This is a genomic window from Shigella sp. SIG6 (assembly GCF_053555815.1).
The window spans coordinates 1-13,528 of the sequence record NZ_JBQZXC010000101.1; the positions used below are offsets into that span (position 1 = coordinate 1).

Sequence of the window (13,528 nt, forward strand, 5' to 3'; positions counted from 1 at the left end):
CTCCGGGAGCTGTTTTTACATGCTCGCTAAGGAAATCGATAAAAGCCCGGATGCGCGTACTTACCGCACGGTCGCTGTAATAGACGGCACTGAATGGCATTTCCACTGGCAACACTTTATCTGCCATTAACTCCACCAATTCTCCGCGAGCGATTTCTTTGTCGATCATGTAGTCGGACAAACACGCAATCCCGTTGCCACTCAGGCAAAGCTGTTTCAGTGTTTCCCCACTATTGGATGACAAACCGTACTTCACCTCATGTAATTGTCCATCACTACAGGCTATCGGCCAGGTATTGAGGGAAGCGGGTTCAGTGAATCCCAGGCAAACATGTTGCTTTAAATCGTCGATCGTTTCTGGCTTCCCGTAGCGGGAAATATAATCGGGGGAGGCGATAATTTTTCGATAACTGTTAAATAACGGCCTGGCACGTAAGCTGGAGTCCGTTAACGTACCAGCGCGTATCGTGACATCCACTTTTCTTTCGATCAAATTAATAATCGTTTCGGAGGAGACTAGCGATAAAGTGACTTCCGGATAGCGTTCACGGAAAGGCTTAATTAACGGCATCAGAAAGTGCAGCACCACTGGAGTTGCGGCATCGATCCGCAACAGTCCACGCGGTGTATTACGCGTCTCCATAATTTCTGATTCTGCCGCTGCCATCTCCTGCAAAATTGACTGTACGCGACGAAAATAACGCTCGCCTTCTTCCGTCAGGCTAAGTTGCCGCGTGGTCCGATTAAGCAGGCTAACGCCAAGTTTCATTTCCAGCTTTTTCACCGCCCGGCTTACCGCTGAGTTTGCTTGCCCTAATTGTTCCGCTGCCCGGCTAAAGCTGCCGCTTTCGACGACCGAAACAAAAATGGCGAGTTCTTCCGACGTGGCTTTCATTTTTGCTCCTGTTGCAAAATAGATGAGATATTTTGAATTTATTTGTCATTAAACCATCAGGATGCGTGATATGTCATCCGATTTAATGTTCTCAATAATGAGCAAATTTCTGACCGGTGTAAGCACTTGCTTACATAACAATATACAATTGCTCGTTGAAAGAGTGAGCTAAAATCCCTATAACAGTAGAACCCTCCCGAGTGCGGAAGGGTTGACGTAATAGAGGTTTCAAAGTCAAAAGTGCGAAAAAACACCTATGCCATGCGCTATGTTGCCGGACAACCTGCGGAAAGGATCTTACCGCCGGGGTCTTTTGCGAGCATCGGCCAGGCATTACCACCTGGAGAACCGTTAAGTACCGAAGAGCGTATTCGGATCCTGGTGTGGAACATATACAAACAGCAACGCGCTGAATGGTTGTCGGTATTAAAGAACTACGGCAAAGATGCACATCTGGTGTTATTGCAGGAAGCGCAGACAACGCCAGAGTTAGTACAGTTTGCGACCGCTAACTATCTTGCCGCCGATCAGGTGCCCGCTTTCGTGCTGCCACAACATCCTTCCGGTGTAATGACCCTTTCGGCGGCGCATCCAGTGTATTGCTGCCCGTTACGTGAACGAGAACCCATTTTGCGTCTGGCGAAGTCGGCACTGGTGACGGTCTATCCATTACCTGACACCCGCCTGTTGATGGTGGTTAATATACACGCCGTCAACTTCAGTCTGGGCGTGGATGTCTATAGTAAGCAGTTACTTCCTATTGGTGATCAGATAGCTCACCACAGCGGCCCGGTCATTATGGCGGGAGATTTCAATGCCTGGAGCCGTAGAAGGATGAACGCGTTATATCGCTTTGCGCGGGAAATGTCGCTGCGCCAGGTGCGTTTTACCGATGATCAGCGCCGTCGGGCGTTTGGCCGCCCGCTCGATTTTGTTTTCTACCGTGGTCTGAACGTCAGCGAAGCTTCTGTATTGGTTACGCGCGCTTCCGATCACAATCCGCTACTCGTTGAATTCAGTCCCGGCAAGCCTGATAAATAAGGTATGTCAGGTCTGCCACAGGGCAGACCAACGTTTGGCGCTGTCCTTTTATACTCAAACAACAAAAGGACAGCGCAATGACAACACAATCCCACCATGACCACGTAGAAAAGCAGTTTAGCTCTCAAGCCTGCGAATATCTGACCAGTACCGTACATGCATCCGGACGAGATTTACAGCGCCTGGCGGTGCGTCTGGCTGATTATCCTGGTGCAAGTGTACTTGATATGGGCTGCGGAGCAGGGCATGCCAGCTTTGTTGCTGCGCAAAACGTGAGCGCGGTGGTGGCGTATGACTTATCTGCCCAAATGCTGGATGTCGTGGCACAAGCTGCCGAAGCCCGGCAACTGAAAAATATCACCACCCGCCAGGGATATGCCGAAAGTCTGCCATTTGCCGATAACGCATTTGATATTGTTATCAGCCGTTATTCTGCCCATCACTGGCATGATGTTGGTGCAGCACTGCGTGAAGTGAACCGGATATTGAAACCTGGCGGTAGGATGATTGTGATGGACGTAATGTCTCCGGGTCATCCAGTGCGCGACATCTGGTTACAGACGGTAGAAGCATTACGCGATACCTCTCACGTACGAAACTACGCCAGCGGTGAGTGGTTGAGGTTAATCAATGAAGCCAATCTGATAGTTGATAATTTAATTACAGATAAGTTACCGCTGGAATTTTGTTCATGGGTCGCGAGAATGCGTACGCCAGAAGCGTTAGTAGACGCTATTCGCATTTACCAACAGAGCGCATCGACAGAGGTGAGAACGTATTTTGCCTTGCAGAATGACGGCTCTTTCACCAGTGATATCATCATGGTAGAAGCACATAAAGCGGCATAAATAAAAAAGGCACCGGGGGAATCGGTACCTTTTTATTATCTGGTTTGTCAGGAATCTGGCATGTTGTTGTTTTTCACAAACAACGTCAGCTTGTCGCCTGGTTGCAGATTCGCAGTGTCGCTGTTCCAGCGCATCACATCTTTGATGTTCACGCCGTAGCGTTTAGCAATGCTTGAAAGCGAATCGCCTTTGCGTACACGATACGTAATGCTATCGCTGTTGTTTGCCAGTCGCTGTGCGCTACTGCCTGCACCAATCGTCAAACTTTGGCCTGGCTTCAGCTTAGATCCGCGCAGTTTGTTCCACTGCTGCAAATCTTTGGTGCTTACGCCGAGACGTGAAGCGATGCTTGAAAGCGTGTCGCCAGAGCGTACGGTGTAAACACGGCTGTTAAGCGGCGTATTGTCGGCAACCAGCGTCGACTGTACAGCAGCAATTTCGCCTGAAGCGAGAGATTCACGCAGTTGATCTGCATGCTTCTTTGGCACCATCACGTACTGCGGCCCACTTGCGCCCAGCGTGGAGCCTTTCACGCCAGCGTTGAATGTCTTCAGCTTGCTGACGGAAATCCCCGCCATATCTGCAACCTTCGCCATTTCAACCGGGCTACTCAGGTGCACACGCGCCAGAGCACGGCTTTCATCGGTCGTTGGCAGACGTACGCCATAACGCTTGCTGTTTTTGAGAATGTCACTCAATGCCAGCATTTTAGGCACGTACTGCTTCGTTTCCTGCGGCAACGGTAACGACCAGAAGTCCGTGGATTTCCCACGCGCTTTGTTCGTTTTAATTGCCTTCATGACCCGACCTTCGCCGCTGTTATAAGCCGCTACGGTCAGAAGCCAGTCGCCGTCAAACATTTTGTTCAGACGCTGCATCATATTCAGCGCGGCAGTTGTTGAAGCAACAACATCGCGACGCGCGTCATAATTGCGGGTCTGTTTCAAACCATAATTGCGCCCCGTGCTCGGAATGATCTGCCAGATGCCTGCGGCATTGGCGCCAGACGTTGCGTGAGGATCAAAAGCGCTCTCCACTATGGGTAGTAGTACCAGTTCCATAGGCATGTTACGTTTTTTAACTTGCCCTGCTATCCAGTACATATACGGCTCTGCCCGTAAAGTTACATCGTGGAGATAGCTCTTATTGCGTAAATATTTCTGTTTCTGTTCGCGAATCCGGTCATTTTCCGGAATTCCCATCTTTAGCTCGTCGCCAATGAAAGCCCACAAGTCACCATCTGGCGCGATAGACGTCCCATCGTCCATCCATCGTGCTTGACTTGTAAACTTTGCTGCTTCCCCTTGACCAGCTGCAGAAAGGCTCTGTGCGTGCTGTTGAACGTTGCCGGTACTCTGGCAACCCACGAGCAGGACAGAGGCGAGTAATATCGCTTTTGCCTTCATGTGTGTGTCAATAGTTGCTTAAAAGACGACCGATCATAACGGCGAACGGAGCCGATGACAAGAAAGTTTTATCAGAACCTATCTTTCTTTGACCTTAACCATGCAAAACGCTCTTCAGGTTGTTGCAATAATGTTTCTTCATTAATTACATTAATTAAATCAATATCTTCCGTTCTTAAAAAAACATTAATTTGCCGCTCATTTTTCAGAATTACGGGTAGTGTTATTTGATTTTTTGCCCGTAACTCCTTAACTTTACGATAATAATCATTTATGGACAAATCGTGCGGAAAAATACTCAAAGCAAACTTCATATTTGATAACGTATATTCATGAGCACAACATACCAATGTATCGTCAGGTAACGCACTTAGCTTTTTAAGTGATTGATACATTTGTAAAGCTGTCCCTTCAAACAACCGACCACACCCACCAGAAAACAGCGTGTCGCCGCAAAATAGATAAGGTTTACTGAAGTAACAGATATGTCCTAAAGTGTGACCCGGTGTGGTAATTACACTAAATTCATGCCCTAAAACGAAGGCAGTTTCGCCATCTTTGACTACCTGTGTTGTTCCCTTATCTTGTGTCTCTTGTGGACCATACACCACAATTTGCGGAAACTTTTCCACCAGTTCTTTTACGCCGCCAACGTGATCGTGGTGATGGTGGGTTAGAAATATGGCCTCCGGTTGCCAGTTATTGGCGGTAATGGCGTTTAATACTGGCTCTGCGTCTCCGGGATCGACAATCAGGCAGCGACCTGCCTCATCATTCAAAACCCAGATGTAATTGTCATCAAAGGCGGGAATACTGTTAAGATTCATAGATTACCTCTCAGTGTAAAACGGAAGGTTGTGATGAAACCGGCAAGAGTCCCTCAAACTGTCGTGGCTCCTGATTGCTGGGGCGATTTGCCCTGGGGAGAGCTTTATCGCAAGGCGCTGGAGCGCCAGCTCAACCCGTGGTTCACTAAAATGTATGGTTTTCATCTGCTTAAGATTGGCAATTTAAGCGCAGAAATCAATTGCGAAGCGTGCGCGGTTTCTCATCAAGTGAATGTTTCTGCGCAAGGAATGCCCGTCCAGGTGCAGGCGGATCCACTTCATCTTCCTTTTGCCGATAAATCCGTTGATATTTGTCTACTGGCACATACCTTGCCGTGGTGCACCGATCCGCATCGTTTATTACGTGAAGCCGATCGGGTACTGATTGATGATGGCTGGCTGGTGATTAGTGGCTTCAACCCCATCAGTTTAATGGGATTACGCAAACTTGTGCCGGTATTGCGCAAAACCTCGCCCTATAATAGCCGGATGTTTACTCTGATGCGGCAACTGGACTGGCTCTCTTTGTTGAATTTTGAAGTGCTGCACGCCAGCCGTTTCCACGTTCTCCCGTGGAACAAACACGGAGGAAAACTATTGAATGCGCATATTCCTGCGCTTGGTTGCTTACAACTTATTGTTGCCCGGAAACGGACTATTCCTTTAACGCTAAATCCGATGAAACAGAGTAAAAGCAAGCCACGAATTCGCCAGGCGGTTGGAGCCACCCGGCAATGTCGTAAACCACAGGCTTAAACTTCGACTTGGTAGCCCGTATCTTCCAGTGTGGGATTCATCGCCGCGGCACGAGCCAGTTCATCACAGCGTTCGTTTTCCGGGTGTCCGGCATGGCCTTTAACCCATTCCCATTTGATTTGATGCTGCCCCAATGCAGCATCAAGACGTTGCCAGAGATCGACATTTTTTACTGGTTTTTTGTCTGCTGTTTTCCAGCCACGTTTTTTCCAGTTATGGATCCACTGGGTGATACCCTGGCGGACATACTGGCTGTCGGTACTCAAAATGACTTCGCAATGTTCTTTTAACGCCTCCAGCGCGACAATAGCGGCCATCAACTCCATACGGTTGTTGGTGGTGCGGGTGTAGCCTGCGCTAAAGGTTTTCTCGCGTCCGCGATAGCGTAAAATAGCGCCGTAACCCCCAGGTCCAGGATTACCCAGACACGAACCATCGGTGAAAATTTCTACCTGTTTAAGCATCTCTGGTAGACTTCCTGTAATTGAATCGAACTGTAAAACGACAAGTCTGACATAAATGACCGCTATGAGCACTGCAATTACACGCCAGATCGTTCTCGATACCGAAACCACCGGTATGAACCAGATTGGTGCACACTATGAAGGCCACAAGATCATTGAGATTGGTGCTGTTGAAGTAGTGAACCGTCGCCTGACGGGCAATAACTTCCATGTTTATCTCAAACCCGATCGGCTGGTGGATCCGGAAGCCTTTGGCGTACATGGTATTGCTGATGAATTTTTGCTCGATAAGCCCACGTTTGCCGAAGTAGCCGATGAGTTTATGGACTATATCCGCGGCGCGGAGTTGGTGATCCATAACGCAGCGTTCGATATAGGCTTTATGGACTACGAGTTTTCGTTGCTTAAGCGCGATATTCCGAAGACCAATACCTTCTGTAAGGTCACCGATAGCCTTGCGGTGGCGAGGAAAATGTTTCCCGGTAAACGCAACAGCCTCGATGCGCTATGTGCCCGCTACGAAATAGATAACAGTAAACGAACGCTGCACGGGGCATTACTCGATGCCCAGATCCTTGCGGAAGTTTATCTGGCGATGACCGGTGGTCAAACGTCGATGGCTTTTGCGATGGAAGGAGAGACACAGCAGCAACAAGGTGAAGCAACAATTCAGCGCATTGTACGTCAGGCAAGTAAGTTACGCGTTGTTTTTGCGACAGATGAAGAGCTGGCAGCACATGAAGCCCGTCTCGATCTGGTGCAGAAGAAAGGCGGAAGCTGCCTCTGGCGGGCATAAATACATGTAAAAGGCGCTAAAAATAGCGACTTGGGCGATTTTTGCAGCAAACGATTCAAAAGATGAGAAAAATCGTTGACGAAGGTCGAGGCAATCCGTAATATTCGCCTCGTTCCCAACGGAACACAACGCGGAGCGGTAGTTCAGTCGGTTAGAATACCTGCCTGTCACGCAGGGGGTCGCGGGTTCGAGTCCCGTCCGTTCCGCCAATATTCAGAAAGCCCAAATCAGTAATGATTCGGGCTTTCGTCGTTTTGGTGAAGTGAGAATTTTTCACTCCGAAGTAAAACGGATATGATTTAAAAAATGGCCAGACATTATAAATTCTGGCCACTTCTGTTACTCCAGCGCATCCCATTTCTCCAGCAGTTCTACTGGAATTTCATTTATTACCTCCGAGACGCGTTTTCCGACCAGGCGTTCTGCCTGGCGCAGCAAAGGAATGGTCGGGCTGCTCGGTTCGCTGTGCTCAAACCAGCGACGGATGACACGCAGGCGTTCCAGCGCGTCGTTTCGGTCGCGGATCTGCCGGGGTTCTGCGCCGGTCATCGGTGATATTTCCTCCGCGATATGCACCGGTAGCGCAATCTGCTCTGCCTGCATCTGTTCAGTATGAACGATGGTGGCGTTTTCCGGCTGCTCAGCCTGTGGTTGTGGCAGGATCTCCGGCGTGGTGCTCTGCACTGCTCCCGGTAACAGGGCCAGCAGTTGCGTCAGACGGGAGAAGTCCGGTGCCTGGTCATTCAGCGTTTCACGCGCATGGCGTTGCAGCCGCTCAGTGGTCTCTGCTGCCTGGCGAAAGGCATCCAGCGGCAGTGTGCCGCGCGCTTCCAGGTCTGCCAGTTGCTGGCGTACCGGTTCTGGTGCCAGCGCATCCGCCGGGCGTAATGCAGATAGCGAACGCTCCACATCCCGCACCTGAAGGCGCATGGCAGCATTATTTGACAGTGTAATGCCACGAATATCCGCCATTACACCTTCGTGGTCCAGCAACGCCGCCAGCGCGTTACTGCGTGCCACCGCAGCATCTTCGGCGGTGATATCTTCAGTCGCGAGCAGTTGAGGATGGATGGCGTCCGGGTACGTGGAGCACAACGTTTCCAGCAGCGTGAGCGCCTCCGACAGTCCCCTGGCACCGGCCTGCTGGATACGGCAGCGCAGCAGGACAACCAGAATGCGGATATCTTTGCTGCGCATCAGCAGACGATGGGCGTCCCGCTCAAGCTCCGCCCAGTTAATGTTTTCCGGCGTACTGACAAAATCGCCATATTGCGCTTCTTCACGCGGTGCGGCGCGGGTGAACAGCAGCAGGTATTCCGGATCGTACTCCAGATCCGGGCCGCAGGGGCATTCCGCCGAAATTGGGTCAGACAGGAATATTTCCATTTAATTATCCTCAGTGCGCCAGGTAGTGTTCTGGTTCGAAAATCATGCCCGTCACCGGGTTGTCGTGCATGGCTTTACCCGCCCATGCAGTCCAACCCAGTTGGTACGGACCACCGGTAACAGCCGGAGGGGCGGCGTGGGGCTTTAGCTGTAGCTCAATTTCCCAGCAGTATTCATAACCACTAAAGGCGCGGACCAGTTCTGTCAGGACGGGCAGGTTATTGCTGCCAGGCAGAAAACGTCGGTAATCCTCCAGCGTCAGCGGGCCGATAACCAGCCGGAACTTATACTGCATGTCCGGCACGGCCTGGCCGATGAGTGCACCATTGCCAATAACGGAAGAGGGGGCAGGCATCCCCAGCCGGGTGATCTCATCGTCCGCCACGGCTATCCAGTGCAGGACATACTCCTGTATCCGGAAAGGTACACCGAAATAGTGCGCCAGCGTGGTGGCCAGACCGTCCGGATTGCGGGACTCACGCACCAGATGGGCCGATGCCGCCAGACGAGCGTGATCTGGCAACGGGCTGTCAGCGCTCTCCCGCAAATCCTGCCCGCTGAGGCTGGCGACATAAAAGGCAAAGCGGTCATGTTGCGGTTTATCCAGACCGCCCCCAGCGGACTGGGCGCTGCGCCATGCCTGGTAAAACTGCGTCAGCCAGCGGTGATGAAAAAGATCAGAAAAACGGGTCAGCGTCGGATCGCGTCGGCTTTCAGTCCGGTTACGCGCCAGTTCGGTGTAGTGCAGCGGCAGTGGACCGTTCGGCCCCCACAGCCCGAGGCTGTACAGACTGATGTGCAGGCGCCCTTCCTGCCAGCCCACACTGGCGATTTCTCGTGGTGCAAAGGTCAGCGCGGGCGTTTGTCCGAGGCGAAATTTTTCCATCCGTGGTTGCCAGGTGTTGCCCGCCGGAACGGTACACAACTGCACATCCACGCGGCGCATCAGGTTCAGAAAACCGTAACGCCAGGGGGGGGCCTGCGCCTGAGTGAAATCGTTGCTCATACGCTTCCCCGCTGTCCCGCCCTGACAGGCCAGGTCATAATTTTGCCGCGCTGCATGCTGTGCAGCGTCATCTGCGAGAAGGTATTAATGGAAACATGGCGGGCGATATAGCGTTCCAGCACCAGGCCGAACAGATACGGACTGATGCCGGAAAAACCTTCTTCATCCACCGTCAGTTCACAACTGACGCCGCGCCCATAGACCAGTAGTCCGGAACCGGGCAGACGGCGGGTGACCGGGGTCGTTTTACAACCAATCAGGCTGCGCACCTGGCGCGATTGCGGACTGTCATGAGCAGGAATAAACAGGTTCAGCAGATCTCGCAACGCCTGGCCGCCGGTACGGTGATCCAGATCGGCCAGCGGCAGATAATTAAAAGATAACTGGCGGATCAACCGCCATGCCATCTCACGTTCAGCCAGCGGGGGCTGCGGCGAGCGTGGCGGGCGGATAAGCCCTACGCCCGCCACCGGGATGGCTGCATCCACGGTTAGATCGTCCCGGCCATTGCGGGCAATAAGACAGGGCAGATCGCGGTTAGTGACCATGGCCGTGATGGTGATGTGGCGCAGATTTTCCGGGTACGGCGCTTCATACTGGTCAACCAGCGACAGGAACACTTCCGAGCCCGTATAGGGGGTACGGGTGCCGTAACGGCGGGCGTTTTCTGATAAGCGGCGGGGCTCCCGGCGCAGGGAAAAATAACGTCCGTGATTGCCTTCATCATTATTGCGGGTGTGGTAGAGCGGGCGAAAGGCCATCTTCCGTGTGGTGTCGGTTTCCAGCCCTTCCACTTCCTGGACCGAGAACACCTCATAATCCAGCGGATGGGTTCTGTCCACCACCAGATGCTGTTCCGTCGTGCTGTGCGTGACATCGATCCGGGCGGTGACGCGGGGAAACAGGTTGATAACCGGGGTACAGAACAGGCTGAACTGTGCCGCATTTGTCTGGTGGATCAGCCAGTCCGGCGGCAGGCGGTTCAGCAGGATAACAATCTCCGCCACGCCACCGTCAATTTTCTGTAATCCGGCAGACAGGCCTGTCGGGGTGAAAAAATAGAAGCGTTCCGGACAGGCAAAATATTCATGCAGCAGGTTATGACCGTGAAACACGTTCCACGCCAGCGGCAGCAGCCCCTGATCCGGCTCCAGGCCTTCGTACATAACGGGCTGTTGCAGATTCACATCCAGCGCGCCGTCAAAATGCCCCGGAATGCCAGCCAGGGTCGCGATGGCGCTGGTATGTAGAAGTTCTAACAGGTGTGAGGCCGTACGCTCCTCGCCGCAGAGATAAAACGGCAGCCTGTCCAGTCCGGCAAGCTGACTGAACGTTAGTTCACCAAAGGTGCGCAGGGTAATACGCAGCGCCCCGGCGACGTGAATGTTGGCCGGCAGGTAGCGGTGCAGGGCAGGCATATCCGGTGGCGCGGCGGTCAGTCGCGCCTCTTCGATGGCGAGCGGGCACAGCGTTACATCTTGGCTGCTGCGAAACTGGCAGGCAGTGCTTTCGCCTTCCGGAATGGCGGAGAAAAAGGCTGTGTCGCGCGGGACGGTAAATCCTTTCGCCAGATCGCCTTCTTCCGTATCGGGATGCAACTGCGCCACGCTCATTGAGGGCGTGGGTGTGACGTAATTGGGGCTGACCACTTCCAGCAGGCGCTGGGTGAAACGGGGGAATTCAGCGTCAATTTTTAGCTGCGTGCGGGCGGTCAGGAAGCTGAAGGCCTCGACCATTCGCTCTACATACGGATCGGCAATATCCGTTCCCTGCATGCCCAGCCGGGCGGCAAATTCGGCTCCCGTTTCCCGCAGATAGCTCAGTTCGCGGTTGTAGTATTCCAGTAGCCGTGGATCCATCGGTCTCTCTCTGAATTAAAAAAACGTAATGCGACTCTGCTCCATATCCAGCGCGCTACGTACCCGGAATGCAGTCGGATACGGCTGCGTGAGGATCTCGCCGCGAATTTCAAACTGTAATGTGTTATGGCCACTCTGGCGGCGCTCATCCTGAAGTGGGATGATTTGCAGGGTGGACGCTTTCAGCCGGGGTTCAAACCGGGTGATGGTTCGCAAAATGGCCCTGCGGATATCGTCCCACTTGTGCTCATACAGAAAGCTGCCCGCCAGTGGCGGCAGGCCGTAGTTAAGTACGGACGCTGCCGCGTACGGATAACGTGCAGCATCAATATCATCTTCATGGCTGACGGTGTTGAGCAGAAATGACAAATCCCGGCGGATGATCTCCTTAATCTGAACCGGGCTGACGCTGATACCGTGGTCGCGTTTCTGGTTTGGGGCGTCGTCACACAGGCGGTCAAACAGCGTGGGCAGCAGGTGATTGCCTGGACGCTGGCGGGAAGCGCTCACGCGTCGCTTCCTTCAGCGGTGTTAAAGGTACAGGTGGACAAATCCAGCAGGCTGATATCGCCGTGACCGGTGAGCCACACCCTCTGACCCAGCGCCTGTACCAGTGTCTCTCCCGGACCGTCCTGCCAGACCGTTTCCCGGCACAGACGCAGGGAGTCGGCAGCCTTTTCAGAGCCGCTGTAGCGGGGAAACAGCCAGGCACTGTGTGTATCGCCATTGTTCAGGGTGACGTTGACGGGTTTCCAGATCAAATCGATCAGATGCGCAGGCCGCGGCGATTTCAGCGAACAGATTTGTGAAAACGGCAGCCAGATATATGCTCCGCCCGCGATCAGTTCGAGTACCGGACCGGTACGGGAGTCGCTGTCGCTAATCCAGTCAAATGCGCCGCCATTCCACTGCCCGGAAGTGTCTGTTATGGCCTCAAGCGCGCGGCTGCGGTGAGCATCAGCTTCCTGCGCTTCACCACGGGCGTTACAGGCGAGGGCGGTCAGCAGATCCTCCATCCAGGCGGGCGGCGGGAGAATAACACCGGGTCGCTGTTCGCCCTGAAAGCAGGCGTGGCGGTATATCTCACAGCGGATCAGCTCGCCAAATACCTGCGCTTCGCGAGTATAATTTGCGTCCATCCGGGCGCATAGCTGGATCTGTTGCAGTGCCCGCGACCAGTCGCCTGCCACGCACAATAACTGAAACAGGCTGTGGCGGCGGGAGGCCTGCGCTGGGTGCATCCTGACCTGTTGCTCTGCCATCTGAATGCCCTCCACCACGGAATAATCCCGCAGCAGCGCCGACAAGGTAATCGGTAGCTCGTTATTGTTTGTCATGATATATCTCTCCGTGTTGTGCCGGGTTTATCCGGTAATGGCTGTCAATGCCAATGATGCGATGCTCTTTCCGTGTCAGATCTGGCAGTACGGTGTTATGCGCTGTTTCCGGGGCGTATTCCGGGGAAAGTAAATGCAGGATATCAGGGGGAGTCTTTTCGACAGGCCAGATAGTTTCATCTTCGCCAGTGGCATCCAGTACATTGAGAATAGCGTCAATGCTTAACCCACCAGTGACCATATCCTGCAATGTCTCGGCTTCGGTGACCAGGTCACGCAATGAATCCAGATCCTGCGAGGAGGGCTCTTCGTTAAAAGGAAAAGGATCAGCATGGCGATTAAGATCTTGTTCGGGATATAACAACGCCTCGCGGTATTCCTGATAAAGTCGGGTCAGGGCATTTCCTTTTTCCGCACCTTCTCCGGTGGAGGAGGCTCCATGAACAGGAATGATATCGAATGGATTTTGTGATGTCAGATGCTGCTGCCTGAACCAATCCAGATCCAGATATTCGGTTATTGCTTCCGACGTGATGGCAGTCTGCGATATCGTTTTTACTGTGCTCAGGTCCGGAGATGATGGATTGCCATGTACAAGGCACTATGAAGATAACCCCCATTCTATCAGGTCGCCTTCATTCAGACGCATACGGTGATGAGGTTCCACAATCTGGTCGTTTACCGTACAGCAATATTCGGTAGACTGATTGATAATCCACCATGCTTCTTCGTGGCGGGTCAGAGTGAGGGCAATCTTTACATCATCATTCACCTTAAAAACAGGAATCCAGGGAGAGGTAACGGTGAAGATAATTTGTGTTCCTTCAGTCGCGTAAATTGTGTTATCGGCGATCCCGTGCGCCTGTATTTTTTGGAGTCCCCACGTAATATTTGGTTTCATTGTGTA

At 52.7% G+C, this 13,528-nt stretch carries 13 protein-coding genes, 1 tRNA gene and 1 pseudogene; 5 read left to right on the forward strand and 10 right to left on the reverse strand.

Going from position 1 to position 13,528, the window contains the following annotated elements; translation table 11 throughout:
* The coding region (gene yafC, locus ACUU1M_RS15095; RefSeq protein ID WP_449144686.1) for a DNA-binding transcriptional regulator YafC at positions 1-895 on the reverse strand (895 nt) is incomplete at its 3' end.
* Positions 896-1,135: 240 nt separating this feature from the next.
* Between yafC and ACUU1M_RS15100 the strand changes: the two genes are divergently transcribed.
* Both ACUU1M_RS15100 and ACUU1M_RS15105 read left to right on the forward strand, forming a co-directional pair.
* Positions 1,136-1,936 (forward strand): endonuclease/exonuclease/phosphatase family protein, encoded by an 801-nt coding sequence (locus tag ACUU1M_RS15100; RefSeq protein WP_001230983.1) that lies wholly within the window; start codon positions 1,136-1,138, stop codon positions 1,934-1,936.
* Between the two features lie 77 nt (positions 1,937-2,013).
* Positions 2,014-2,784, forward strand: coding sequence for a class I SAM-dependent methyltransferase (locus ACUU1M_RS15105; RefSeq protein ID WP_000211684.1), 771 nt, complete (start codon positions 2,014-2,016; stop codon positions 2,782-2,784).
* Positions 2,785-2,831: 47 nt separating this feature from the next.
* Here ACUU1M_RS15105 and mltD read toward each other — a convergent pair whose 3' ends face one another.
* Together mltD and gloB are read right to left on the reverse strand one after the other, a co-directional pair.
* Positions 2,832-4,190, reverse strand: a complete 1,359-nt coding sequence (gene mltD / locus ACUU1M_RS15110) for a murein transglycosylase D (protein WP_152029002.1) — start codon at positions 4,188-4,190, stop codon at positions 2,832-2,834.
* A gap of 71 nt (positions 4,191-4,261) precedes the next feature.
* Positions 4,262-5,017, reverse strand: a complete 756-nt coding sequence (gene gloB / locus ACUU1M_RS15115; RefSeq protein WP_001052755.1) for a hydroxyacylglutathione hydrolase — start codon at positions 5,015-5,017, stop codon at positions 4,262-4,264.
* 33 nt (positions 5,018-5,050) lie between these two features.
* On the opposite strand from gloB, the gene ACUU1M_RS15120 reads away from it, so the two are divergent.
* The gene (locus tag ACUU1M_RS15120) at positions 5,051-5,773 is read left to right on the forward strand and encodes a class I SAM-dependent methyltransferase (protein WP_005072734.1); all 723 of its coding nucleotides are present in this window, start codon (positions 5,051-5,053) and stop codon (positions 5,771-5,773) included.
* Here ACUU1M_RS15120 and rnhA read toward each other — a convergent pair.
* On the reverse strand, positions 5,770-6,237 hold the full coding sequence (gene rnhA, locus ACUU1M_RS15125) for a ribonuclease HI (protein WP_000917883.1): 468 nt from the start codon (positions 6,235-6,237) through the stop codon (positions 5,770-5,772). The two genes, ACUU1M_RS15120 and rnhA, sit on opposite strands and share 4 nt — an antisense overlap.
* A 64-nt stretch (positions 6,238-6,301) precedes the next feature.
* Here rnhA and dnaQ point away from each other — a divergent pair, with 64 nt between their 5' ends.
* A complete protein-coding gene (dnaQ, locus tag ACUU1M_RS15130; protein ID WP_001366128.1) occupies positions 6,302-7,033 on the forward strand; it encodes a DNA polymerase III subunit epsilon in 732 nt (243 codons plus the stop codon).
* 132 nt (positions 7,034-7,165) lie between these two features.
* A tRNA-Asp gene (locus ACUU1M_RS15135) sits at positions 7,166-7,242 on the forward strand.
* 130 nt (positions 7,243-7,372) lie between these two features.
* On the opposite strand, the gene ACUU1M_RS15140 is transcribed toward ACUU1M_RS15135, so the two are convergent.
* From ACUU1M_RS15140 to tagK, 6 genes and pseudogenes are all read right to left on the reverse strand, one after another.
* A complete protein-coding gene (locus tag ACUU1M_RS15140; RefSeq protein ID WP_000402245.1) occupies positions 7,373-8,419 on the reverse strand; it encodes a type VI secretion system protein TssA in 1,047 nt (348 codons plus the stop codon).
* Positions 8,420-8,429: 10 nt separating this feature from the next.
* Complete coding sequence (gene tssG / locus ACUU1M_RS15145; protein ID WP_000063808.1) at positions 8,430-9,425, reverse strand: type VI secretion system baseplate subunit TssG; 996 nt, start codon at positions 9,423-9,425, stop codon at positions 8,430-8,432.
* Positions 9,422-11,284 (reverse strand): type VI secretion system baseplate subunit TssF, encoded by a 1,863-nt coding sequence (gene tssF, locus ACUU1M_RS15150; protein ID WP_000371483.1) that lies wholly within the window; start codon positions 11,282-11,284, stop codon positions 9,422-9,424. The genes tssG and tssF overlap by 4 nt, the downstream gene beginning before the upstream one ends.
* Positions 11,285-11,299: 15 nt before the next feature.
* Positions 11,300-11,794 (reverse strand): type VI secretion system baseplate subunit TssE, encoded by a 495-nt coding sequence (tssE, locus tag ACUU1M_RS15155; protein ID WP_001276640.1) that lies wholly within the window; start codon positions 11,792-11,794, stop codon positions 11,300-11,302.
* On the reverse strand, positions 11,791-12,621 hold the full coding sequence (locus ACUU1M_RS15160; RefSeq protein ID WP_000183808.1) for a type VI secretion system accessory protein TagJ: 831 nt from the start codon (positions 12,619-12,621) through the stop codon (positions 11,791-11,793). Before ACUU1M_RS15160 ends, tssE begins: the two co-directional genes overlap by 4 nt.
* Positions 12,608-13,522 (reverse strand): annotated as a pseudogene (tagK, locus tag ACUU1M_RS15165) (type VI secretion system-associated protein TagK). Before tagK ends, ACUU1M_RS15160 begins: the two are co-directional and overlap by 14 nt.
* Positions 13,523-13,528: the final 6 nt, after the last annotated feature.

What these genes read in the sequence shown, in the direction of transcription:
- ACUU1M_RS15105 (WP_000211684.1), top strand. Translation starts at nt 2,014, where the DNA reads ATGACAACACAATCCCACCATGACCACGTAGAAAAGCAGTTTAGCTCT.
- mltD (WP_152029002.1), bottom strand. Translation starts at nt 4,190, where the DNA reads ATGAAGGCAAAAGCGATATTACTCGCCTCTGTCCTGCTCGTGGGTTGC.
- gloB (WP_001052755.1), bottom strand. Translation starts at nt 5,017, where the DNA reads ATGAATCTTAACAGTATTCCCGCCTTTGATGACAATTACATCTGGGTT.
- ACUU1M_RS15120 (WP_005072734.1), top strand. Translation starts at nt 5,051, where the DNA reads ATGAAACCGGCAAGAGTCCCTCAAACTGTCGTGGCTCCTGATTGCTGG.
- rnhA (WP_000917883.1), bottom strand. Translation starts at nt 6,237, where the DNA reads ATGCTTAAACAGGTAGAAATTTTCACCGATGGTTCGTGTCTGGGTAAT.
- dnaQ (WP_001366128.1), top strand. Translation starts at nt 6,302, where the DNA reads ATGAGCACTGCAATTACACGCCAGATCGTTCTCGATACCGAAACCACC.
- ACUU1M_RS15140 (WP_000402245.1), bottom strand. Translation starts at nt 8,419, where the DNA reads ATGGAAATATTCCTGTCTGACCCAATTTCGGCGGAATGCCCCTGCGGC.
- tssG (WP_000063808.1), bottom strand. Translation starts at nt 9,425, where the DNA reads ATGAGCAACGATTTCACTCAGGCGCAGGCCCCCCCCTGGCGTTACGGT.
- tssF (WP_000371483.1), bottom strand. Translation starts at nt 11,284, where the DNA reads ATGGATCCACGGCTACTGGAATACTACAACCGCGAACTGAGCTATCTG.
- ACUU1M_RS15160 (WP_000183808.1), bottom strand. Translation starts at nt 12,621, where the DNA reads ATGACAAACAATAACGAGCTACCGATTACCTTGTCGGCGCTGCTGCGG.